This is a genomic window from Pseudalkalibacillus sp. R45 (assembly GCF_052246725.1).
Taxonomy (GTDB): Bacteria; Bacillota; Bacilli; order Bacillales; family Fictibacillaceae; genus Pseudalkalibacillus.
Genome location: NZ_JBQQCL010000002.1, coordinates 208690 through 229403, shown reverse-complemented (window position 1 = coordinate 229403; position 20714 = coordinate 208690). Strand labels below are relative to the sequence as shown.

24 protein-coding genes and 1 pseudogene are annotated in these 20714 nt (G+C 41.0%); 24 read left to right on the top strand and 1 reads right to left on the bottom strand.

Going from position 1 to position 20714, the window contains the following annotated elements:
* Nucleotides 1–3 precede the first annotated feature (3 nt).
* The 24 genes and pseudogenes from ACTWQL_RS06950 (at nt 4) to ACTWQL_RS06835 (ending at nt 19790) form a co-directional block, all read left to right on the top strand.
* Nucleotides 4–912: an ATP-binding cassette domain-containing protein gene (locus ACTWQL_RS06950; RefSeq protein WP_443141727.1), complete on the top strand. Its 909-nt coding sequence runs from the start codon at nt 4–6 to the stop codon at nt 910–912.
* A complete protein-coding gene (locus ACTWQL_RS06945) occupies nt 909–1685 on the top strand; it encodes an ABC transporter permease (protein WP_443141726.1) in 777 nt (258 codons plus the stop codon). The genes ACTWQL_RS06950 and ACTWQL_RS06945 overlap by 4 nt, the downstream gene beginning before the upstream one ends.
* 609 nt (nt 1686–2294) lie before the next feature.
* The gene (gene rfbA / locus ACTWQL_RS06940; protein ID WP_443141725.1) at nt 2295–3227 is read left to right on the top strand and encodes a glucose-1-phosphate thymidylyltransferase RfbA; all 933 of its coding nucleotides are present in this window, start codon (nt 2295–2297) and stop codon (nt 3225–3227) included.
* The gene (gene rfbB / locus ACTWQL_RS06935) at nt 3220–4257 is read left to right on the top strand and encodes a dTDP-glucose 4,6-dehydratase (RefSeq protein WP_443141724.1); all 1038 of its coding nucleotides are present in this window, start codon (nt 3220–3222) and stop codon (nt 4255–4257) included. The genes rfbA and rfbB overlap by 8 nt, the downstream gene beginning before the upstream one ends.
* The gene (locus ACTWQL_RS06930; protein ID WP_443141723.1) at nt 4236–5195 is read left to right on the top strand and encodes a glycosyltransferase family 2 protein; all 960 of its coding nucleotides are present in this window, start codon (nt 4236–4238) and stop codon (nt 5193–5195) included. The genes rfbB and ACTWQL_RS06930 overlap by 22 nt, the downstream gene beginning before the upstream one ends.
* Before the next feature lie 4 nt (nt 5196–5199).
* Entirely contained in the window at nt 5200–5889 is a 690-nt protein-coding gene (locus tag ACTWQL_RS06925) for a GNAT family N-acetyltransferase (protein WP_443141722.1), read from the top strand.
* Nucleotides 5889–6254: an EamA family transporter gene (locus tag ACTWQL_RS06920; RefSeq protein WP_443141721.1), complete on the top strand. Its 366-nt coding sequence runs from the start codon at nt 5889–5891 to the stop codon at nt 6252–6254. Before ACTWQL_RS06925 ends, ACTWQL_RS06920 begins: the two co-directional genes overlap by 1 nt.
* Before the next feature lie 10 nt (nt 6255–6264).
* Nucleotides 6265–7395 (top strand): dTDP-4-amino-4,6-dideoxygalactose transaminase, encoded by a 1131-nt coding sequence (gene rffA, locus ACTWQL_RS06915; RefSeq protein ID WP_443141720.1) that lies wholly within the window; start codon nt 6265–6267, stop codon nt 7393–7395.
* Entirely contained in the window at nt 7358–9049 is a 1692-nt protein-coding gene (locus ACTWQL_RS06910; RefSeq protein WP_443141719.1) for a DUF6044 family protein, read from the top strand. Before rffA ends, ACTWQL_RS06910 begins: the two co-directional genes overlap by 38 nt.
* A gap of 330 nt (nt 9050–9379) precedes the next feature.
* The gene (locus ACTWQL_RS06905) at nt 9380–9544 is read left to right on the top strand and encodes a hypothetical protein (RefSeq protein ID WP_443141718.1); all 165 of its coding nucleotides are present in this window, start codon (nt 9380–9382) and stop codon (nt 9542–9544) included.
* A gap of 55 nt (nt 9545–9599) precedes the next feature.
* Nucleotides 9600–9791: pseudogene (locus tag ACTWQL_RS06900) on the top strand (glutaredoxin family protein); the annotation flags it as partial.
* Nucleotides 9792–9938: 147 nt separating this feature from the next.
* The gene (locus ACTWQL_RS06895) at nt 9939–10592 is read left to right on the top strand and encodes a cell wall hydrolase (protein WP_443141717.1); all 654 of its coding nucleotides are present in this window, start codon (nt 9939–9941) and stop codon (nt 10590–10592) included.
* Between the two features lie 119 nt (nt 10593–10711).
* The gene (trhO, locus tag ACTWQL_RS06890) at nt 10712–11608 is read left to right on the top strand and encodes an oxygen-dependent tRNA uridine(34) hydroxylase TrhO (protein ID WP_443141716.1); all 897 of its coding nucleotides are present in this window, start codon (nt 10712–10714) and stop codon (nt 11606–11608) included.
* 17 nt (nt 11609–11625) lie between these two features.
* Nucleotides 11626–12018, top strand: a complete 393-nt coding sequence (gene kapB / locus ACTWQL_RS06885) for a sporulation phosphorelay system protein KapB (protein WP_443141715.1) — start codon at nt 11626–11628, stop codon at nt 12016–12018.
* 146 nt (nt 12019–12164) lie between these two features.
* The gene (gene spoIIP / locus ACTWQL_RS06880; protein WP_443141714.1) at nt 12165–13349 is read left to right on the top strand and encodes a stage II sporulation protein P; all 1185 of its coding nucleotides are present in this window, start codon (nt 12165–12167) and stop codon (nt 13347–13349) included.
* A gap of 125 nt (nt 13350–13474) precedes the next feature.
* Nucleotides 13475–14119, top strand: a complete 645-nt coding sequence (locus tag ACTWQL_RS06875; protein ID WP_443141713.1) for a YpjP family protein — start codon at nt 13475–13477, stop codon at nt 14117–14119.
* 151 nt (nt 14120–14270) lie between these two features.
* On the top strand, nt 14271–14441 hold the full coding sequence (locus tag ACTWQL_RS06870) for a hypothetical protein (protein WP_443141712.1): 171 nt from the start codon (nt 14271–14273) through the stop codon (nt 14439–14441).
* Nucleotides 14404–15264, top strand: a complete 861-nt coding sequence (locus ACTWQL_RS06865; RefSeq protein ID WP_443141711.1) for a prohibitin family protein — start codon at nt 14404–14406, stop codon at nt 15262–15264. Before ACTWQL_RS06870 ends, ACTWQL_RS06865 begins: the two co-directional genes overlap by 38 nt.
* A 285-nt stretch (nt 15265–15549) precedes the next feature.
* On the top strand, nt 15550–16344 hold the full coding sequence (locus ACTWQL_RS06860; protein WP_443141710.1) for a thymidylate synthase: 795 nt from the start codon (nt 15550–15552) through the stop codon (nt 16342–16344).
* Nucleotides 16341–16823 (top strand): dihydrofolate reductase, encoded by a 483-nt coding sequence (locus ACTWQL_RS06855; protein WP_443141709.1) that lies wholly within the window; start codon nt 16341–16343, stop codon nt 16821–16823. Before ACTWQL_RS06860 ends, ACTWQL_RS06855 begins: the two co-directional genes overlap by 4 nt.
* Before the next feature lie 358 nt (nt 16824–17181).
* The gene (locus ACTWQL_RS06850; RefSeq protein WP_443141708.1) at nt 17182–17328 is read left to right on the top strand and encodes a hypothetical protein; all 147 of its coding nucleotides are present in this window, start codon (nt 17182–17184) and stop codon (nt 17326–17328) included.
* 97 nt (nt 17329–17425) lie between these two features.
* Nucleotides 17426–18400 (top strand): HD domain-containing protein, encoded by a 975-nt coding sequence (locus tag ACTWQL_RS06845; RefSeq protein WP_443141707.1) that lies wholly within the window; start codon nt 17426–17428, stop codon nt 18398–18400.
* A 230-nt stretch (nt 18401–18630) separates the two neighbouring features.
* Nucleotides 18631–19149: a 2'-5' RNA ligase family protein gene (locus ACTWQL_RS06840; RefSeq protein WP_443141706.1), complete on the top strand. Its 519-nt coding sequence runs from the start codon at nt 18631–18633 to the stop codon at nt 19147–19149.
* A 116-nt stretch (nt 19150–19265) separates the two neighbouring features.
* Nucleotides 19266–19790: an acyl-CoA thioesterase gene (locus ACTWQL_RS06835; protein WP_443141705.1), complete on the top strand. Its 525-nt coding sequence runs from the start codon at nt 19266–19268 to the stop codon at nt 19788–19790.
* Nucleotides 19791–19959: 169 nt separating this feature from the next.
* Here the strand turns inward: ACTWQL_RS06835 and ACTWQL_RS06830 are convergent, their stop codons facing one another.
* On the bottom strand, nt 19960–20304 hold the full coding sequence (locus tag ACTWQL_RS06830) for a hypothetical protein (protein WP_443141704.1): 345 nt from the start codon (nt 20302–20304) through the stop codon (nt 19960–19962).
* Nucleotides 20305–20714 lie beyond the last annotated feature (410 nt).

Genomic DNA, 20714 nt, shown 5'->3' with positions numbered 1-20714 from the left:
TATATGTCAATGATTACAGTACGAAATTTAAACAAACAATTTGATGGAAAACATGTTGTGAAGAATGTTGATTTTAAACTTAATCCAGGTATGTGTGTCGCACTTTTAGGGCCGAACGGTGCTGGAAAAACGACCACACTCCGGATGCTTTCAGGACTGATCCGGCCTACTTCTGGGTCGATCATGTTTGAGGGATTGGATGACACGAAAGATATCCGTCGTCATATTGGCTATTTGCCGCAATATCCAGCCTTCCATGAATGGATGACAGGGAAGGAATTTCTCATCTATGTTGGACAGCTTGCGTATCTCCCTAAGACATCTGCATCCTCTAAGGCAGACGAATTGTTAAAAATCGTCGGGATATCGGATGCTGCCACTCAGAGGATTAAAAAGTACTCTGGAGGGATGAGACAACGTCTTGGAATCGCTCAGGCGCTCATTCATGAACCGAAGTTGCTTATGCTTGATGAACCAGTCTCAGCACTGGACCCGATCGGACGACGTGAAGTATTGACCCTGATGGAGAAGTTGAAGGAACATACGACCCTCCTTTTTTCGACCCATATCCTAAATGATGCGGAAGAGATCAGTGATGAATTGCTCGTCATGCATCACGGTGAGATCTTGGAGGCTGGAAGTATACACGAGGTTCGGGCCAAGCATCAAGTTGATAAAATCGACTTATGCTTTGGGGATTCTACAGACCGTTATTCTGAAACATTCACACAGTTGGATTCTGTTGAACGAGTAGAAATGAACAAAGAATGCTTGCATGTTTTTGTTTCGAACCTTGATGAAGGGCGGAAGGAAATCCTGGAGATTGTGAAAAATCAGGGCTTACCGCTAACGAAGTTTGAGCTTGCTCGTACAACGTTAGAGGACATGTTCATGAAGGTGGTGCAGAAATGATGCAGTGGTTGGCGGTTTTTCGACGTGAAAATTTAGAGAATTGGCGGAATTTCAAATGGATTTGGGTTCCAATCGTTTTCATTTTACTTGGCGTAATGGATCCGATCAGTATGTATTACTTACCGAAGATCATTGAGGCGACAGGCGGTTTGCCGGATGGAGCAAGTTTGAATCTGCCGCAATACAGGCCAGAAGATATTATCATGTCCAGTCTTAGCCAGTTCAGTCAACTTGGTGTGTTGATCATTGTATTGATGACGATGGGATTGATCGCTCGTGAACGGAGAAGTGGGGTAGCGGAGCTTGTTTTAGTAAAGCCCGTCAAATATCGTACATATATCACTGCGAAGTGGTCCGCGACATCCCTTCTTGTGCTTGTTTCGCTCACTTGTGGCCTGTTAATGTGCTGGTATTATACGAATATTTTATTTGGAGAGCTATCATTTCAACAATTTTTACAAGTATGGGGTTTCTATAGTTTCTGGCTTCTATTCGTTGTTTCCATTTCGATGTTCATGAATACGCTCGTAAAGAATTCAGGGGCTGTTGCATTTTTGACCTTTATCACGATTTTCATATCCAGCATCGTTACAAAGATTTTCTCCAAGTATCTCGTTTGGAGTCCGAACAGATTGTCTGAATATATCATGGATGCAATAAATACAGGATCAATCCCTGGAGAACTTTTGGGGACAGCGGGTGTGACCTCGGTGCTCGTCCTTCTGCTGATCACAGGTTCAGTATTCATGCTCAAAACGAAAGAAATGGCTTGAACACATTGGTTACTGTTTTTCTTTGTGATTTACAAAGTCGTTTTCTAAACGTTTGTTATTTTGAAAAACTCTTTTGATTTGATAAAGAGGTTGCTGAATACTTGTAAAGCAATGGAAATGTACGAGACTCCTGCGGGATAAATCGATCCAGGCAAGACCCCGCAGCGAGGATTGCGAGGTGGCTTGCGGAAGTAGGTTATTGCAGAGAAGTGATGTCTAGTTCAGCGACCAGTCACTTGGATCACTTCAAACTTCCTGCGGCGGCAACAGCCTCCTCGTCAGTTTTCCAGTAACCTACGTGCCTAACCGGGTCGCTTCCGCTTTTCAGTCCGCGGAAAGCGAGTACATTTCCACCGCCATTACGACAGGTTTGTGAGGAGTACCAACTTTTAAGAACCATTACAAAAAATAACTCGGTTGATGGAATTTTCTATATATTCCACATCCGGGTTTTTTTGTTGAATGACGAATTATTACAATAAGTAAACCAAATTTAACGCAAAGGTAGGTTTAAAAGTATTTCGGGAAAGGAAACAAATTTATATCTTTATAAAAACGTCACCACGAGATTCCACCACGATCTATAAGACGATGGATGGAGGGGTTTACATGAAAGGAATCATTTTAGCAGGAGGCAGTGGAACCCGGTTGTCCCCGAGCACGGACAGCATTAATAAACATCTGCTGGCAGTGTTCGATAAACCGATGGTCTATTACCCGTTATCAATCTTGATGTTAGCGGGCATTAAAGAAGTGATGATCATCAGCACCCCTGAGGACAAACCGCGGTTTGAAAAATTGCTGGGGGACGGTTCATCGTTAGGAATCACACTTATCTATCGTGTACAACGTGAACCGAACGGAATTCCTGAAGCGTTCATCATTGGTGAAGACTTTATCGGTAATGATGATGTGACATTGATTCTTGGGGATAACATTTTTTATGGCCAAGGATTCACCAATTTATTGAGGCAAGCGATAAACAAGCATGAACATGCTACGATATTCGGATATAGGGTGAAGGATCCGAGAAGATTCGGTGTCGTTGAATTCGACTCGAACCAAAAAGTCGTTTCACTTGAAGAAAAACCTGACGACCCAAAATCGGACTTCGCAGTGACAGGATTATACATCTATGATCATAAAGTGGTTGATATTGCGAAAAGGCTTAATTTTTCACAACGCGGAGAACTGGAAATCACAGATGTCAATAAAGAATATTTGAAGAGAGACCAGATGCATGTTCAATTATTAGGAAGAGGATTTGCGTGGCTGGATGCTGGAACGCATGACGCTTTGTTCGAAGCCTCTGAATTCGTGAAAAACATACAACAGCGGCAAGGTTTCAAGCTTGCATGCCTTGAGGAAATCGCTTTTTATCTAGGATATATCACAAAAGAGGAATTAAGGGAGAAAGGCGAAGCTATGAAAAAGACTGACTATGGCCAATATCTATTGGAAATTGCGCAAAGGAAACACACGCAACAATATTGGGATTCAATCGATCATAATCCTATATTGGGGTTGGTGCAAAATGACTAACGGAAAACAAACCATCCTGGTAACGGGAGGCGCTGGATTCATTGGATCGAATTTCATTCATTATATAGCGGAAAAATATCCTGATTACCAAATACTCAATCTTGATAAACTGACGTATGCTGGTTCGCTTACAAACGTTCACGATGTAGAAACGAATCCCAACTATCTGTTCATTAAAGGCGATATTGCGGATTACCGACTAGTCAGTGATGTTTTTGCTCAACACGATATTACCGGGGTCATCCACTTTGCGGCGGAATCACACGTCGATAATTCGATTGAAAATGCAAGTCCTTTTGTCTTTACCAATGTTGTAGGAACTGTAAATCTTCTTCAAGCCGCAAAACAGTCCTGGGAAGAAAAAGGTGAATTGTCTGAACGGCGATTCCATCATATTTCGACGGACGAAGTTTATGGCTCTCTCGAAAACGAAACAGACCAGTTCACCGAAGAGACGCCTTATGATCCACGAAACCCATACAGTGCGTCAAAGGCAAGCGCGAACATGCTAGTCAAAAGTTACAGCCATACCCATGAGATGAATGTAGTCATTTCAAGCAGTTCGAATAATTATGGACCACGGCAGCATAAAGAAAAATTGATCCCGACAATCTTGTCAAAAGCATTGTCACTAGAACCGATTCCGATATATGGAGATGGTCAAAACATCAGAGATTGGTTGTTTGTTGAGGATCATTGCAGAGCCCTTGATCTTATCTATCACCAGGGAGCTGCAGGGGAAAGTTACAATATTGGTGGTGGTAACGAATGGACCAACCTGGATTTGACCGTGAAAATCTGTTTGATTCTCAATGAAATGAACCCTGATGTATTAGACCAAGCCTCCATTTCAAGTTTCCAAGACTTGATCACGTTTGTAGATGATCGTCCGGGCCATGACCTTAGATACTCCGTAGATGATCGGAAAATCCGCGAATCCCTTGGCTGGAAACCAAACATGTCATTGGATTCAGGACTGAGGGCTACTGTGGAGTGGTACAGCCATAAATGGGAACAGGTGAAGATTTGATATCTGTGGTCATTCCGGTCTACGGATGTGAAACGTGCTTGGACGAACTAAGCAAGCGTTTGAAAAAGACGCTAGAGGAGATTGGCTCAGAATATGAAATTATCATGGTCAATGATGGAAGTACAGACGATTCTTGGAAAACGATCAAAAAACTAAGTGAGGAAAATGAAAGAATCAAAGGGATTGATCTATCGAGGAATTTTGGTCAACATCATGCAATCACCGCCGGTCTCGATCATACATCAGGGGACTGGGTCGTCGTTATGGATTGTGATTTGCAGGACCGTCCAGAGAATATTAAAGAACTATATGGGAAAGCGAAAGAAGGCTATGAAGTCGTATTTGGAAAACGTATTGTACGTCAAGACAGGTTTTTAAAGCGGCTTTCATCCAAGATGTTTTATAAAGTATATGATTATCTTACAGATCAATCATCCGATCATACAATTGCCAATTTCAGCATCAGTTCAAAAAACGTTATTGAGAGTTTCCGAAGGATGAGGGAACAGAATCGTTTATTCCCGCTCTTCATCAAGTGGATGGGATTCAAAACGGCGACTATTGTAATCGAACATAACTGCCGTAAAGAAGGCAAGAGCTCATATAATCTGAAGAAGCTGATCATTTTAGCAACTGATGTGATCATCTCACAATCGAATAAACCACTGAGACTATCAATCCAATTCGGATTTTTAATTTCATTGGGCTCTTTTTTATACGGACTCTTTTTGTTCATCCGTTACTTTTTCCTTGAAGTACCTGTACAGGGGTGGACAAGTGTAATGGTTTCCCTTTATTTCATCGGAGGTTTGATTTTTTTCAATTTTGGTATTCTCGGTTTATATATTGGAAAGGTATTCAATGAAACGAAGGGCCGCCCACTTTATCTCATCCAAAACAAAACAGATGGATTTCATTATAGAAAGGACAGGAGGTGATGGGATGGCCAGCTTTATAAAAGAAACGCCATGGGATAAGAGGAATTTCGGAATCGATACTTTTGAACTGACCTCTTCTTCTGAGGAAGCGCTTGTACAAGCAGAAGAAGTAAATGGACATTTCACCCTAAAAGTGGATCCGCTGGAAAATAAGGAGCCGATCGTAAGACATGGCTTCTATTGTACAGATACGATGATTGAACCGGTATGCAGCAAGGAGAAACTGAAATCTTATGATCATGATAATATCGAGATTTCCAAGGTTGGAGATCTTGAGGTCATTCTGAAGATTGCAGAGGAAGTTTTCACGCACGGAAGGTTCCATCGAGATTTCCACATTCCTTCTAAGATGGCAGACCTGAGATACGTGAACTGGGTAAAGGATCTCTACGAAAAAGATCAAGTTTTCTTTTTATTTTATGAGGGTGAAATGGCAGCATTCTATGCTTATGAAGAAGAGAAAATTCTATTGATCGGTGTAAAAAAAGAATTCAGGCAGCGTGGATTGACCAAATACATGATCCATAAGGCGTGTAAGGCACAGTTCGACCTTGGAGGGTATACCCATTTGAAGACGTCCATCTCGGCTGCGAACCTTCCATCCTTGAACTTGTTCCTATCTCTTGGTTTTAAATTGACCCGTACATTCGATGTCTATCACAAATTGAATGGAACCGCACCGGAGGAAGAATGATGGGGTATTTTTATATTTTCGGGACGATTCTTTTTACAGTGTATGGCCAATTGGTCTTGAAATGGAGAATCGGAAAATTCGGGTCTTTGCCTGAAGGTTGGAAGGACAAGCTGATATTCCTGTTGCAGCTATTAGTTGACCCGCTGATCTTTTCGGGCTTTATTTCTGCGTTTATAGCGTCCCTGTTTTGGATGGCTGCGATGACGAAATTCAATATCAGTTATGCGTATCCTTTCATGAGTCTATCGTTTGTACTTGTATTCCTGCTTTCGGTATTTTTATTCCAGGAACCCGTCACAGTCCATAAAGTGGTCGGTTTGTCTCTGATTGTGATCGGAATAATAGTAACTAGTCAATCCTTATGAGGTGGTAACGATGATTCCATTCAATAAACCATGTGTAACTGGAGACGAAGAGGCTTATATCCAACAAGCAATTCGCAATCAAAAGCTATCTGGAAAAGGAGAGTTTGGGAAAAAGTGTACAGAGTGGCTGGAGAAGCGTCTTGGCTGCGAAAAAGCTCTGCTTACCCCATCTTGCACCCATGCTCTTGAGATGACTGCTCTGCTGACAGACATCCAGGAAGGTGATGAAGTAATCATGCCCTCCTATACGTTCGTTTCAACTGCAAATGCCTTTGTGCTTAGAGGAGCGACCATTAGGTTCGTTGATATCTCCCCGGATACGATGAACATTGATCCTACGATGATCCAAAAAGCAATTACTGAGAAAACGAAGGCGATTGTCGTCGTCCACTATGCAGGAGTGGCTTGTGATATGGAAGAAATCATGCACATTGCGAACAGTTATGATATCTGGGTCATTGAAGATGCAGCCCAAGCATTGTTGAGCACGTACAGAGGGAGGCCATTAGGTACGATCGGACACTTCGGCACGTTCAGTTTCCATGAGACGAAAAATTATACGTGCGGCGAAGGAGGCGCACTGATCATCAATAGTGCCAATTCGATTCAACATGCTGAAATCATTCAGGAAAAAGGAACAGATCGTTCTCAGTTTTTAAAAGGAATGGTTGATAAGTACACCTGGCAGGATGTCGGTTCCTCTTATTTATTAAGCGATCTGAATGCTGCTTATTTATATGCGCAACTCGAAAATGCAGATTCGATCAATGAGGAAAGGCTCAGATATTGGGAACACTACAAAGAGGGACTTCAATCGTTAGCGAATCGGAATTTGATCTCAACGCCACATGTGCCGGAAGATTGTCACCATAACGCCCATATGTTCTATATAAAAACAGCTAAGAGTGATGATTGCGACCAGCTGAGAGCGTATTTGGATGATCAAGGAATCATGGCAGTACCGCATTATGTTCCATTACATCCGACAAATGCAGGGGAGACTTACAGCGAGTTCTATGGTGAAGACAAATATACGACATCGGAAAGCGAAAAAATTTTACGCTTACCTCTTTATTATGGAATGGGAGATGAGGCTGTAGCCCATGTGGTCGAACGTATTCACAGTTACTATGAAATATAAACATATTTGGATTCCTTGTGTTGTACTGCTCGTTTTTCTATCTCCCTACTATATTCTTGGACAAGATACACATATCAGGCTCCATGATAATATGGATTCGAATATTGTGTGGTATAAGCTGCTTTCAGAAAGCAATTTGTTATTCTCGTTGGATGGAAGACTTCCGAATGTGATCAACGGGCTGCCGAGAGACGCGTTACCATCCAGTTTGGACGCGATGGTTTGGTTGTATATCATGTTCAAACCGTTCACAGCCTACGTCATCAATCAGACAATCATGCGATTTGTTGCGTTTTACGGGATGTATAAATTATTGAATGCACACTTTTTAAAAGGCGGGACCGGTACAAAATGGCTTTCTGCCGGGGTAGCACTCTGTTTCGCTTTGCTGCCATTTTGGCCATCAGGTGCTCTGTCTATTGCCGGATTACCTTTAGCCCTCCATCTTTTCTTGACGATCCGTAAACTTGGAAAAGAAACGCCGAAACGTATTTGGGTCTTGTTATTGGTAATGCCGTTCCACTCGAGCTTCATTTTGACGTTTATCTTTTTCCTTGGCGGAATCGGTTTGCTTTGGTTGTGGGACTGGTATCGAACAAGACGATTCAATGGGCTGTTCTTTACAGCAATAGCTGCTATGACTTCCATCTTTTTAGTGAAAAACTATCTCTTGGTCCATTCGATCCTTTTCAATGAGGAGCATATACCGCATCGCAATGAATTCAATCTGGGCCATAAAGATTTGAAAGGGGTATATGATCTGTTCATCCATGATTTTTTGAATGCCCACACGCATGATTGGACGTTCCACAGGACGATCATACTCCCTACTATCTTGGTCGCTTTAGCAGTCGGATTTACAAAGAAATTCATTCCATACCATATGTTATTGGCAGTGGCTGTGAATGTGCTGTTGTCAGCATTTTATGCAATATGGTATTGGGAAGGACTGCGTGTGTTGAAAGATCAATTCATGCTATTGAACACGTTCAACTTTGCCAGGGTCCATTTTCTAAGTCCATTATTCTGGTACCTGGGCTTTGGAATCGCCCTGGGGATCATATGGAAGCATGTCAAGCTGGGTAAGGTGTTCGTTTGGATACTGATCATTTATCAAACTGTTATTCTTTTTCAGACAGGAGAAGAGTTCAAATATGAAAAAACCGCGACCCCGACGTTCAACGAATTCTATTCTTCCTCATTGTTTGCTGATATTGAGAAGTACATAGGGGAAGAGCAGTCTGAGTATCGTGTGGTCAGTGTCGGACTACATCCCGCAATCGCCCAATACAACGGCTTTTACACGTTAGATACGTATAATGTCAGCTTTCCGCTTGTTTATAAACATCAATTTCGTGAGGTGATTGCTTCGGAATTGGAGGAAAGTCCTGTTTTGGAAAATTACTTTGATACGTGGGGGAGCAGGTTGTATATGTATGTCAGTGATTTAGGCAAACACTACTTCTTCACGAAAAAAAGTGATGAAAAACTTGAACAGCTGGATATCAATACGGAGGCATTGAAAGAACTTGGCGGCAGCTATGTGTTTTCAGCATTACCGATTGAGAACCATAAGGAGATTGATTTGGTTTTCGAAAGGACTTTCGAAAATGAGAAGTCTCCTCTAAAAATTTATCTCTACAGAATAGAATAAGCATTCTTTGAAGCATACTATTTGCAGTTGGCATTCACAGTTGCTATTTTTAAACCAATGCTGTTTTCGCAAACTTTGTTGCTCTTGCACTTAAAGAAAGTATAAAATACTTTCTTCAGTATAAGGACAACTAAGGCCGACCTACAAAATGGCTTGGTCTCGCCAAGTTTTCTTTAAAAGTCGTTGATTTCCGCTCCAGAATGCTCGCTTTCCGCGGGGCGTGCGGTGAGCCTACTCGTCGCCTTGCGAAATCAGGAGTCTCCTTTTCAAGGAAGCATTTGTGCTCCTGCGTCTACAAGAAAGTCCTGTCGAAGCGAGCTTCCTCGTCGCATGCCTTGCGAGGAGATTATTCAGGTAGTAGGCACGCTGATCCCGCTGGAGTCTCGCACCTTGCTCTCCAATCAACTTGCACAAGGTGGTTTTTTTAAAATGACTCAAAAGCAACAATCTTTTAGAAAAGAGCCTAAACCAAATACAGACCAAAGGAGTTGTTAGTATGTCTCAACAAAAAGTAATTGTATATTCCCAGCCTTCCTGACCGCCTTGTCATGTCGTGAAAGAGTTTCTTTCACATCATAATGTCGATTTTGAAGAATATAACGTTGCTGAAGATGGAAAGGCAAGGGACGAAATGATCGAGAAGTACGAATCGATGGCTACACCGACAATCGTCATCGGTGACCAAGTACTCACTGGCTTCGATCCAGACCAACTGACGAAAATATTGAACTTATCAGAATGAAAGAGCAGTGTCATACTGCTCTTTTTTGCATACTGCCTGATTATACTCGATTGGAAAATAATGCATCATATCCCTTTAACCTCCTATTGTGTGAGTCGTAAGTCCCTATTAAACTTATTGGCGTACACTTTTCAAGGAGGTGTAATAATGCTTACAAAGTTATTGAAAGTAACGCTGGCTGTTGTATTTGCAGCGGGTGCGATAGCAACACTGCCTACACAGGAAGCAAGTGCTCACTCTAAAACCGTAAAAATGGGTGACTCACAAGGATATGTGTGGGATGTACAGCATCGTTTGCAACAGTTAGGTTTCTATAAAGATAAAGTTGATGGTGTATTCGGTTCTACCACGAAAGACGCAGTCATCCGTTTCCAAAAAGCAAATGGTATCAAAGCGGATGGAGTTGCTGGAAATGGAACATTTGCAAAACTCTACAACCAAACCTACACTGTAGATGAGATTCAAATGATGGCGCAAATGGTCCACGGGGAAGCACGTGGTGAATCTTTTGAAGGGAAAGTAGCGGTAGCAGCAGTAATCATGAACCGTCTAGATTCTTCGAAATTCCCAAATGATGTCAAGAATGTCCTGTTCCAGGATCGTGCCTTTACAGCTATAGCAGATGGACAGTATAACACAACGCCTGATGCTGAAGCATATAAAGCAGTATACAGTGCAATCAGTGGTTGGGATCCTTCGCTGGGTTCCACGTTCTATTTCAACCCGAATACTGCAACTTCCGATTGGATCTGGTCTCGTGAACAGATTGTCCAAATAGGAAAGCATATCTTTGCAAAATAGATATAATAGGAGTGGAGGGAATGACCTGCAGGTCATTCCCTTTAATTGTATGATTACATAAAAAGGTCGATTTCTGGTAAGATATAGTTTGGAAAACGAATTGATAAAAGGTGAGTGTCATGTCAGAAGAAAATAACAAATATGAAGTATTACTTTTTTATAAATATGTGATCATCGACGATCCGGAATACTTTGCGAAAAAGCATCTGAAGTTTTGTAAAGAACTGGGAGTATTGGGGCGAGTTCTTGTTGCAAAGGAAGGGATCAACGGAACGGTTTCTGGTACGTTGGAACAGACAGAAGCTTACATCAAAGCTTTCCGTAAGGATTCCCGTTTTGAAGATATGGAATTCAAGCATGAGAAGACAGAAGGTCACGCATTCACACGAATCTCTGTAAAAGCGAGGGACGAAATCGTTACCTTAAAACTTGAAGATGATGTTAACCCGAATGAAGTGACAGGAACACATCTTTCCCCGAAAGAGTGGCAGGAAACGATGGAGAATGAAGATGTCATCATCCTGGACGCAAGGAATGATTATGAATATGACATTGGGCATTTCCGAAATGCGATTCGTCCTGATATCAAAGCGTTCCGTGAGCTTCCTGGATGGATCAAGAAAAACCTGGCGGATAAAAAAGATAAGAAGATTTTGACCTATTGCACAGGTGGCATTCGTTGTGAAAAATTCTCAGGTTATTTAGTACGTGAAGGGTTTGAAGATGTGAACCAGTTACACGGCGGAATCATCAAATACGGACAAGACCCTGAAACGAAAGGAAGCAACTTCGATGGGAAGTGTTTCGTATTCGATGACCGGCTGACCGTTGACGTTAACCGTACTGAGGATAAGAAAGTAGTTGGGAAATGTCTGCATTGCGGGCAAGAAGCGGAACAGTTCGTCAATTGTCCGATCGATGAATGTGATAAACTTCATATTGCCTGTGATACATGCCGTGAAAATTATCAAAACTGTTGCTCAGATGTATGTAAGGACGTGTATCTTACAACCTGAACAGAAAGGTGGTTGCCATGACGATAGAAATCGGAGATAAAGTTACAGCATCCTACAAGACCGGTCGTTACGTAGGTGAAGTAATTGATTTGAAGCCGAAACTGGATAAAGCTGTCGTGAAAATTTTAGCGGTATTGGCGCATCCGAGGCAAGGTGACTTGCATGCCCCGAATCAAGTCGACGTACAGTTTTTTCATGAGAGAAAGGCTCTTGCCTATACCGAAAAAGCGCTAGTCCCGTTATCAAGTATCAAACCGTTTGAAGATGAAGTGCCGGAGTACCACTTTTCATTGATTAAATCGATCAAGGATCAAATGGCGAAACTAGTGAATGATGATAGTGACTATGCGAAATTATCCTATCAAACACTTGAAAATCTATTAAAAGAATATGAAAAAAAGATGGAATAACCAGAAGAAAAAGCCGTGTCAGCCAATGTTGACACGGTTTTTTGCGTTCTATCAAAAATCGTTCGTCTCAATAAATATAACTTCTATTTTTCGCTGCTTGTACATATTTATAGGATATGACACGGTATGAGAGGGACGGATTATAAATGAAGAAGAACAACCACTTTTTAAATAGATGGAAAAAGCCTAAAAATGAGACGCTTTTGAAACGTGTAGTGTTTTTTTCTGCGATCGTCTTAATTTTATTCATGACCGTTTCAGTGCTGGCATCTTCCTTTTTTGAAAAAAGGTTCCAATCCAGTTCGTTGAAGGGAACATTACACATCTTTTCTACTGAACAATTGGTTACGTTCATGGGGACCGTTAATCCATATTTCGAACAAGGTCTTCCGAACTCATACCAGCCACCATCCATCCAGAGTCTTTCCTTCGAACTGGCAACGAATATTAAACCTGGAGACATCCGATCTTTACTAGGCAGGGAACTTCCGGGGTTTGCGATATTTGATACAGAAATCATAGTTGCCGGTGAGGGGACAGATTATACGACTATACCGATCGAATCCGCACCGCCTTTGGATGTTTTATTGAAAGAACGTGAAGTTGCTGAAGAAAAACTAAAAGTAGAAGATTCGCCGAATACACCAGAACCTGACCTGACCACAAATGGAAGGAAAGTCGTATATCTTTATCAATCCCATTCCTACGAATCTTTCCTACCTTTATTGAAAGATGCGAAAGTTCCGAATGACGCGCACACTTCTAATCCTGAAGCGAATATGATCCGTGTTGGCGGAATGCTGGCAAAAGAACTGGAACAGCGTGGTATCGGCGTCCAGCAGGATAAAACGAATATCGGTCAAAAATTGAATGACCGGGGATGGAATACGAACAACGCTTACAAGCTCTCGAGAGAAATCGTTGAAACAGCAGTCACTGGAAATCAAGACATCACATTTTCTTTCGATTTGCATCGCGATTCACTCAGGAAAGATAAAACGACTGCTAAGATTAATGGGGAGAATTACGCCAAACTAATGTTTGTCATTGGGGAAGCTAATCCAAATTATGAAAGAAACGAGCAATTGGCACGTGAACTACACGATCTGCTCGAAGACAAATATCCAGGACTTAGCCGTGGTGTCTTTAAGAAAAACAAAAGCCAGGGGAACGGAGTGTACAATCAAGATCTATCTGATCGAGCTGCTTTGATTGAGGTAGGCGGAGTCGATAATAACTTGGAAGAGATTCAACGTTCATTATCTGCTTTCGCAGAAGTATTCACTGAATTTTATTGGAAAGATGAAAAAGTCAATGCAGGAGGTCAATGATCGATATCGAATACAGTATTTAGGGAATTTACATTCACAATTTTCTCATAGTTATAGCGTCTTTTTCGCCTTATTTTATGAGAGAATAGGGATACGAAAATCACTAGAGACTGAGGTTGGTTGAGATGCCTGTTTGGTTGAGAAAAACGCTCGTCGTCTTGATTACTGTATTCACACTTGGAACTGTTTCACCACCTCCGCACCTTCTCGCGGATAGTGATAAAAGTACAAATACAGAATCAGCAGAGAATTATATAGAAACAAAAAATATTACAACACCGCAAATAGAAAACGATCCTGAACCTGATTTCCATACCCTGCCATGGCAGGAAATCGCAGCTACATATGAAGACACCGAGGATCTTCAAGAGGCATTCGTCACGTATACAGTCATCCAGGCAACAGAACAGACAAGACAGAAATTCGGTGAGCGTATCGAATCAAGACGGGGGGAAGAATTCCGTTCGGTGATTCTTCCGAAAATAGAAGAAACGATCACCTATTTAAGTTCTGAATTGGATGAGGAAACGATGCGGAACCTGATAATCAGTGATCATCCTACAAAAGGGAAAGGCGAGAAGATATTCCACATTAAAAATGCAGCAACAGGGATGGATGTTTTCAGACTCCATGTCCGCCGGGAAAATCCACCAGGCAAAGGCCACTGGTTTTCATTCCACTATCATGATGCCCGCGACGATTTTGCTTCACACCATGAATTAGGAAGTATCTATTGGGACCGGAATACCCCTCCAAATTGGATGAGTTGATATGAACGTTTGAAATAAGCATGCAATACTTCATTGCGTGCTTATTTTTTTGCTTTACGAATAACATGGGAAAAGGATATAAACTTTTTTGTTACATTTTTGAAACCATCCTGTAACTGATACGTAATTATTAGAGATAGGAGGGGATGACATGAAGGTATTCATTGGATCAGTCATTATTGTCATTTTACTTTGCATTGGTCTATGGTTATTGTTGTCACCGACATATACAAAGGTAGGGAAAGCTGCCAAGAAGTATAAGAACTTTTGGGGGGAGAAAGAGAATGGAAACAGTACAGATGCCAGAAAAAAAGAAAAATAACCGGAAAATTATCGGTGGAGTTATAGTGGGGATTGCAATTGCACTGATCGTTGTCATCGGGGCATTTTTCATCGAAAGGATTCCGAATGGTTATGTCGGCGTTGTTTACAGTCCGAACGGAGGGGTACAAGAGGAAACGTTAGGCCAAGGCTGGCATATCGTTGGGATATTTGATAAAATCACGAAATATCCAGTTCGGATGCAAACGGTCGAATATCAGGATATCCAGGTCGCGACTTCAGATGGTAAGAACATAACGATGGATTTTGCTTACAACTACAGTATTCAACCTGATAAAGTAGTTGATTTATTCAATAAATTCGGTCCAGTCGATGTAGGTGAAATCGAATCGACATACTTGAGAACAAGGCCATGGGATGCAGGGCGTAAAGCAATCGCCAATTATTCGGTCATTGATACGTATGGTCAAAAATCAGCATCTGCCGGTTTGGAAGTCCAAAAGGTTTTTTCTGAGGACGTCGGAGACCTGGGCTTCGTCATTGATGATTTGACTCTTGGTGTGCCAAAACCGGACGAATCGACTCAAGAAGCGATTGATGCCAGGGTGAAAGCTTCACAGGAATTAGAGAGGAAGCAGACCGAATTGAAAATCGCCGAGGCAGAAGCTGAAAAGAAACGAATCGAAGCGAAAGCGACTTCTGATTATAATAACATCATCAATGAATCGATGACATCAGAAGTGATCCAATACATGTGGATCCAGAAATGGGATGGCAAGATGCCTAAAGCTACAGGTACAGGAAATCTGATTCAAATTCCGCTTGAAGATGAACCTGCAACCACACAACCAAAAAACAACTAGCTGATGATTAAACGAGTTCAAAATGAGCTCGTTTTTCTTATACTTAGGCTTGTTAAAGATGTTGTTGGTTTCTTCGAAATTCACTCCCTTTCGCGAGCGAACCGTGAGCCTCCTCGCGAACTTGCACAGTTCGCTGCGAGGTCTTGCCAGGCTCGCTGTTCCCGCAGGAGTGTCATGAATTTCGTTTAAATCAACAACTAAGGCTCAGCTTTACCAAGTTTTCTTTTTCCCCTAAATTTCTCTTCTGCTATAATTGAGACAGCTTAATTGAAAGAGAGGGGTAAGATGGAACAATATAAAGAACTATGCCGACATATTTTAGAGAACGGTGTGAAAAAAGAAGATCGGACGGGGACCGGAACAATCAGTGTATTCGGTTATCAGATGCGCTTCGACCTGCAAAAAGGATTTCCGCTGCTGACAACGAAAAAACTACATTTGAAGTCCATCATCCATGAACTGCTCTGGTTTTTGAAGGGGGATACGAATGTGAAGTATCTCCAAGAAAACGGAGTTCGGATCTGGAATGAGTGGGCAGATGAAAACGGAGACCTTGGACCGGTGTACGGTAAACAGTGGCGATCATGGACAAAACCGGATGGAGGAACGGTCGATCAGATTTCACGAGTTGTTGAGGAAATCAAGAAGAATCCGGAATCAAGAAGATTAGTCGTCAATGCCTGGAATGCAGGAGAGTTAGATGAAATGGCATTGACACCATGCCACTGTCTCTTTCAATTCTATGTATCAGACGGAAAACTATCATGTCAGCTCTATCAAAGATCAGCTGACACATTTTTAGGAGTTCCGTTCAACATTGCATCTTACGCTTTGTTGACAATGATGATTGCACAGGTTTGTGATTTAGAACCAGGGGAATTCGTGCATACATTCGGTGATGCTCATATCTATTTGAATCATCTCGAACAAGTAGATTTGCAATTATCACGACAACCAAGAGAACTACCTGTTATGAAGATCAATCCTGAAGTGAAATCCATTTTTGATTTCAAATTTGAAGATTTCACTTTGGAAAACTATGACCCGCATCCTCATATCAAAGGAGCTGTTTCGGTATGATTTCATTACTGCTTGCAATGGGGATGGACAGGGTGATGGGGAAAGATAATGACCTGCCATGGCACTTGCCGGAAGATCTGAAGTGGTTCAAGCGTGTTTCAAGTGGCCATACGATCATCATGGGGAGAAAAACATATGAATCCATCGGTAAGCCTTTGCCGAATCGGAAAAACGTAATCGTCACGAACGATAAGAACTATGAAGCAGAAGGCTGTGTCGTGACCCATTCGCTCGATGAGGCTCTCCGCCAAGATGGTGAGGAATTGATCGTCATTGGAGGCGCTGAAATTTTCAAACAAGTGTTAGAGAAAGCCAGCAGGATTTATTTAACTTATATTGATGAAGAGTTTGAGGGGGATACATATTTCCCGGAACTTGATGAATCAAAATGGGAATTGAAATCGAAAGAAAAAGGGATCAAAGACGAAAAGAACCCTTATGACTATTACTTCATGATTTATGATCGAAAAGAAATATAATTATTTAAGGCTGCTTTGCAGAATACAGCATTTCTAAAAAAGTGTCCTGGCTCCTATTTGGTCAAAGGGGTCTGGCACTTTTTATTTAGGGTTTTCACAAACTTTATTGCTCTTGCACTTAAAGAAAGTATAAAATACTTTCTTCAGTATAAGGGTAACTAAGGCTCGACCTACAAAAGGCTTGGTCTCGCCAAGTTTTCTTTAAAAGTCGTTGATTTCCGCTCCAGGATGCTCGCTTTCCGCAGGGCGTGCGGTGAGCCCACTCCTCGCCTCGCGACCTCAGGAGTCTCCTTATCAAGGAAGCATTTGTGCTCCTGCGTCTACAAGAAAGTCCTGTCGAAGCGAGCTTCCTCGTCGCATGCCTTGCGAGGAGATTATTCAGGTAGTAGGAACGCTGATCCTGCAGGACAAGGAGCTTCGGCAGCGTTACATCGCACGAAGAAAATGTGATTTTCATTTTCGAGGAGTCTCGCACCTTGCTCTCCAATCAACTTGTACAAGGTGAGTTTTTAAAATGACTCAAAAGCAACATTCTTTTAGAAAAGAGCCTTATTTAAAGGTGTTGTTAAAAGACTCTGTTGAATTTAAAGGAGGGACTTAATATGCACATAGAAGATCGCTTATATGGAAGCTTTTCGTTAGAACCTGTATATGAAGAGCTGATCGCTACAAAAGCTGTCCAGCGCTTGAAATATATCCATCAAAATGGAGCAAGTTTTCTGGTCAATCCTAAGTGGAACAATACGCGGTTTGATCATTCGGTTGGCGTCATGCTGCTTATCCGTAAACTTGGAGGAAGCAGTGAAGAACAATTAGCGGGACTCCTGCATGATGTCTCTCATACAACTTTTTCACATGTGGTTGATCAAGTCTTAAAAATACGTGATGAAGACTATCATGAATTGATCAAAGAAACGATAATCCAGGAATCTGATATACCAGCAGTACTCTCCAAACATGGATACGATGTGAAAGAGATCTTGGATGAATCGAATTGGTCGATCCTTGAACAGTCTGCTCCGCATTTATGTGCAGATCGAGTCGATTATACGTTACGTGATTTATACGGTTATGGTGAGATTACAAAATTAGAAGTGAATTCTTTCTTGAAAGAGTTGGCTGTCATTGATGGCAAAATGCATGTGACAACGATTCGTGCCGGTGAGTGGTTTGTCCAGACATATTATAAAGAAGTCCTGAATTTTTTCTTGCATCCATTAAATGTGTACGGTAACCATCAAATGGCTAACATTCTAAAAATGGCATTGGAGAAAGAAATTATAGTTAAAGATGATTTTCTCAAAACGGATGAAGATCTGTTAAGGTTATTGAAAAATAGTGGGGATAGTGAAGTAAATGAAGAATTAAATAAATTAAATCAGGTATTAAACGTCTCGGAAGATACAGAAGATTACAGTATACATACACGAAAAAAAGTACGACTCATCGACCCGGATTATTATGATGGAGCATGTAGCATACCAATCAGCGAACGTTCGACAATCGTAAAGCAAAGAAATGAAGAAGCTAAGGAACAATCACTGCAAGGTGTGAAAATCAAAGTGACTCATTCTTAAAATTTCACGTACCGTACTTCAAAAATAAAAAGTTGAATAATAGTAATAAAAGAAATCTTAAAGAGTTTCGAAAAAGAATACAATACTAAATACTTAACTTGTGGTGGATTGACAGAAGTATCTCGGCAAATTAAAAAGTGTCACCTGGTTTTTAGTCATGCTAAACAGTTTTCTCATGTTACTCGGCTAAAAATGTTAGAGAAAAACACCAGAAGTTTGGAGGATGTATTTTGATAGAAAGATCAATAGCAATCTTTTTTGATCGAGAAGAAGTTTCAACTATGGAAAAGATTAGATCGATCTATGATCCTTTATTTGAAAAAATCCCGCCGCACATCACTCTAGTATTTCCATTTGAAAGTAGCCTCTCAACTGAAGAATGCATCACTCATTTAAAAGAATCGTTGTTCGGAAGTACACCTTTTAAATTAACCCTTAATGAAACTATGGTTGCAGATGATGGATGTTTGTATGTTCTCATTGATTTCGGTAAAAGCGAAGTAGAACAACTCCATGACCGCCTTTATAGCGGAATTTTGAGCAGGTATCAATCGGATGGACACGTTTATGTTCCACATGTTACTATCGGACGATTTGCAGATCGACAAAAAGCGGTAGCTGTACAAAAAACAATAGGACAACAGATTCCCACTATGAAATTAGCTGTACAAAGCATTATCGTAGAACTGATAAAGGAAGATGAACACTCGAAAATTGAATATGTACATGATTTTGATTCAGATTCCTGATGGTGGTTCGCCTAAATTAGCAGCAAGAGTTTTTTGTTGCATGGTGAGTAATGTATGAGATATGATAACCGCGTAAATGATAGTCATATAAATTCAATTCATAAGGAGCATGGATAATGACCGTAGAAGCTAAGAAAGTCAGTGAATCCAGAACAGTGAAAAGCAGTCATGTGCTTCCTCCAGATACAAATACCCACGGAACCTTGTTCGGTGGTAAATTGATGGCCTATATTGATGATGTTGCCGCAATTGCAGCAACACGTCATGCGAGAAAAAACGTTGTGACAGCTTCAAGCGATTCCGTCGACTTTTTACATCCAATCAAGGAAGGTTATTCTGTTTGTCTTGAAGCATTCGTTTCATGGACTCACAGGACCTCCATGGAAGTGTTCGTGAAGGTCATTTCGGAGAACCTGTTGACGGGAGAAAGGAAGTTATGTGCTTTATCTTTTCTTACATTTGTTGCAATCGATGAAAAGGGGAGTCCAACCCCTATAGCGAATGTCATACCTGAATCAGAAGAGGAAAAATGGTTGTTTGAAGGTGCACCGGAACGTGCGGAAAGAAGAAGAAAGAGAAGAGATGAAAGTAAACAGCTAGCAATGAAATTCGGAACTGAGAAACCATGGGAAAAATTATGAATCCCAGCCAAAAGGGTCTGTCCTAAAAGAAAAGTGCCATTCACCTCCAACATAACATTTTGGATCAAATCAGGATTTTTTTCAAAATGTTGTTATGTTCGGAGAGACTCTGACACTTTGGGACAGTCCTTTTTTATTTGGCTCTGTAAGTTAAGGTACACAACACCTATTATTTAAAGCTAGGTTTTTGATCCAAAGAAGAGAGTATATTCATCCTTTCAATTTCCAGTTTCGTATTAGAAGTTCCAAGTGTATAGATCCACTTATAAACTTCAAGTATTTTTCCATAGGTTACATTTCTGTCTTCATCTACTTCCTTCTCTTTGAAATGGGTAAGTGTCCAAAAATCCTCTTTTTCAGCATCCTCTGAAGCATTGAATTCTTCTACCGCAACCTTAAATTGATTCAGTTCATTTTCTGTAGCTTCTATCTCGAATAATTGAAGACTTTGATCTGTCTTGATCGGGAAAATATCTCCTTTAGGCGAAACATAATAGGTTTTGCGTTCTTTCATTTTTACCACCTCTCTTTTTTGTCTTGTTATAAAACCATTCCCTTTCTTACAGTTCATCTAAACGTTTTCCAAAGGCTGTGTCTAAGCGTTTGTTGCTAATTAACCCTTTCCATCTGATATAGGAGACCTATAAGCGCTGGAACTATATGATACTCCAGCGGCAAAACGCATCACCAGCCGAAAAGGGGTGAATTTCAAAAAAGGCTTTGTTAAATCTTACTGTTGATATCTGACTAGGTGTGATTGAAGAGAAATTTACGACACTCCCGCGGAAAGGGAGTGAATTTCGTAAGAAGAAATGAAGGATAAACCACATTTAATCGACAAGAGTTTAATATATTCGACAATAAAACAGAATATTTATTCTCTTAAAAGAGGTTATTGAATGTAAATGTCAAACTATGTAATAT

Excerpts from the sequence above, each read along its gene's own strand:
- ACTWQL_RS06950 (WP_443141727.1), top strand. The coding sequence starts at position 4 with ATGTCAATGATTACAGTACGAAATTTAAACAAACAATTTGATGGAAAA.
- ACTWQL_RS06945 (WP_443141726.1), top strand. The coding sequence starts at position 909 with ATGATGCAGTGGTTGGCGGTTTTTCGACGTGAAAATTTAGAGAATTGG.
- rfbA (WP_443141725.1), top strand. The coding sequence starts at position 2,295 with ATGAAAGGAATCATTTTAGCAGGAGGCAGTGGAACCCGGTTGTCCCCG.
- rfbB (WP_443141724.1), top strand. The coding sequence starts at position 3,220 with ATGACTAACGGAAAACAAACCATCCTGGTAACGGGAGGCGCTGGATTC.
- ACTWQL_RS06930 (WP_443141723.1), top strand. The coding sequence starts at position 4,236 with ATGGGAACAGGTGAAGATTTGATATCTGTGGTCATTCCGGTCTACGGA.
- ACTWQL_RS06925 (WP_443141722.1), top strand. The coding sequence starts at position 5,200 with ATGGCCAGCTTTATAAAAGAAACGCCATGGGATAAGAGGAATTTCGGA.
- ACTWQL_RS06920 (WP_443141721.1), top strand. The coding sequence starts at position 5,889 with ATGGGGTATTTTTATATTTTCGGGACGATTCTTTTTACAGTGTATGGC.
- rffA (WP_443141720.1), top strand. The coding sequence starts at position 6,265 with ATGATTCCATTCAATAAACCATGTGTAACTGGAGACGAAGAGGCTTAT.
- ACTWQL_RS06910 (WP_443141719.1), top strand. The coding sequence starts at position 7,358 with ATGTGGTCGAACGTATTCACAGTTACTATGAAATATAAACATATTTGG.
- ACTWQL_RS06905 (WP_443141718.1), top strand. The coding sequence starts at position 9,380 with ATGCCTTGCGAGGAGATTATTCAGGTAGTAGGCACGCTGATCCCGCTG.
- ACTWQL_RS06895 (WP_443141717.1), top strand. The coding sequence starts at position 9,939 with ATGCTTACAAAGTTATTGAAAGTAACGCTGGCTGTTGTATTTGCAGCG.
- trhO (WP_443141716.1), top strand. The coding sequence starts at position 10,712 with ATGTCAGAAGAAAATAACAAATATGAAGTATTACTTTTTTATAAATAT.
- kapB (WP_443141715.1), top strand. The coding sequence starts at position 11,626 with ATGACGATAGAAATCGGAGATAAAGTTACAGCATCCTACAAGACCGGT.
- spoIIP (WP_443141714.1), top strand. The coding sequence starts at position 12,165 with ATGAAGAAGAACAACCACTTTTTAAATAGATGGAAAAAGCCTAAAAAT.
- ACTWQL_RS06875 (WP_443141713.1), top strand. The coding sequence starts at position 13,475 with ATGCCTGTTTGGTTGAGAAAAACGCTCGTCGTCTTGATTACTGTATTC.
- ACTWQL_RS06870 (WP_443141712.1), top strand. The coding sequence starts at position 14,271 with ATGAAGGTATTCATTGGATCAGTCATTATTGTCATTTTACTTTGCATT.
- ACTWQL_RS06865 (WP_443141711.1), top strand. The coding sequence starts at position 14,404 with ATGGAAACAGTACAGATGCCAGAAAAAAAGAAAAATAACCGGAAAATT.
- ACTWQL_RS06860 (WP_443141710.1), top strand. The coding sequence starts at position 15,550 with ATGGAACAATATAAAGAACTATGCCGACATATTTTAGAGAACGGTGTG.
- ACTWQL_RS06855 (WP_443141709.1), top strand. The coding sequence starts at position 16,341 with ATGATTTCATTACTGCTTGCAATGGGGATGGACAGGGTGATGGGGAAA.
- ACTWQL_RS06850 (WP_443141708.1), top strand. The coding sequence starts at position 17,182 with ATGCCTTGCGAGGAGATTATTCAGGTAGTAGGAACGCTGATCCTGCAG.
- ACTWQL_RS06845 (WP_443141707.1), top strand. The coding sequence starts at position 17,426 with ATGCACATAGAAGATCGCTTATATGGAAGCTTTTCGTTAGAACCTGTA.
- ACTWQL_RS06835 (WP_443141705.1), top strand. The coding sequence starts at position 19,266 with ATGACCGTAGAAGCTAAGAAAGTCAGTGAATCCAGAACAGTGAAAAGC.
- ACTWQL_RS06830 (WP_443141704.1), bottom strand. The coding sequence starts at position 20,304 with ATGAAAGAACGCAAAACCTATTATGTTTCGCCTAAAGGAGATATTTTC.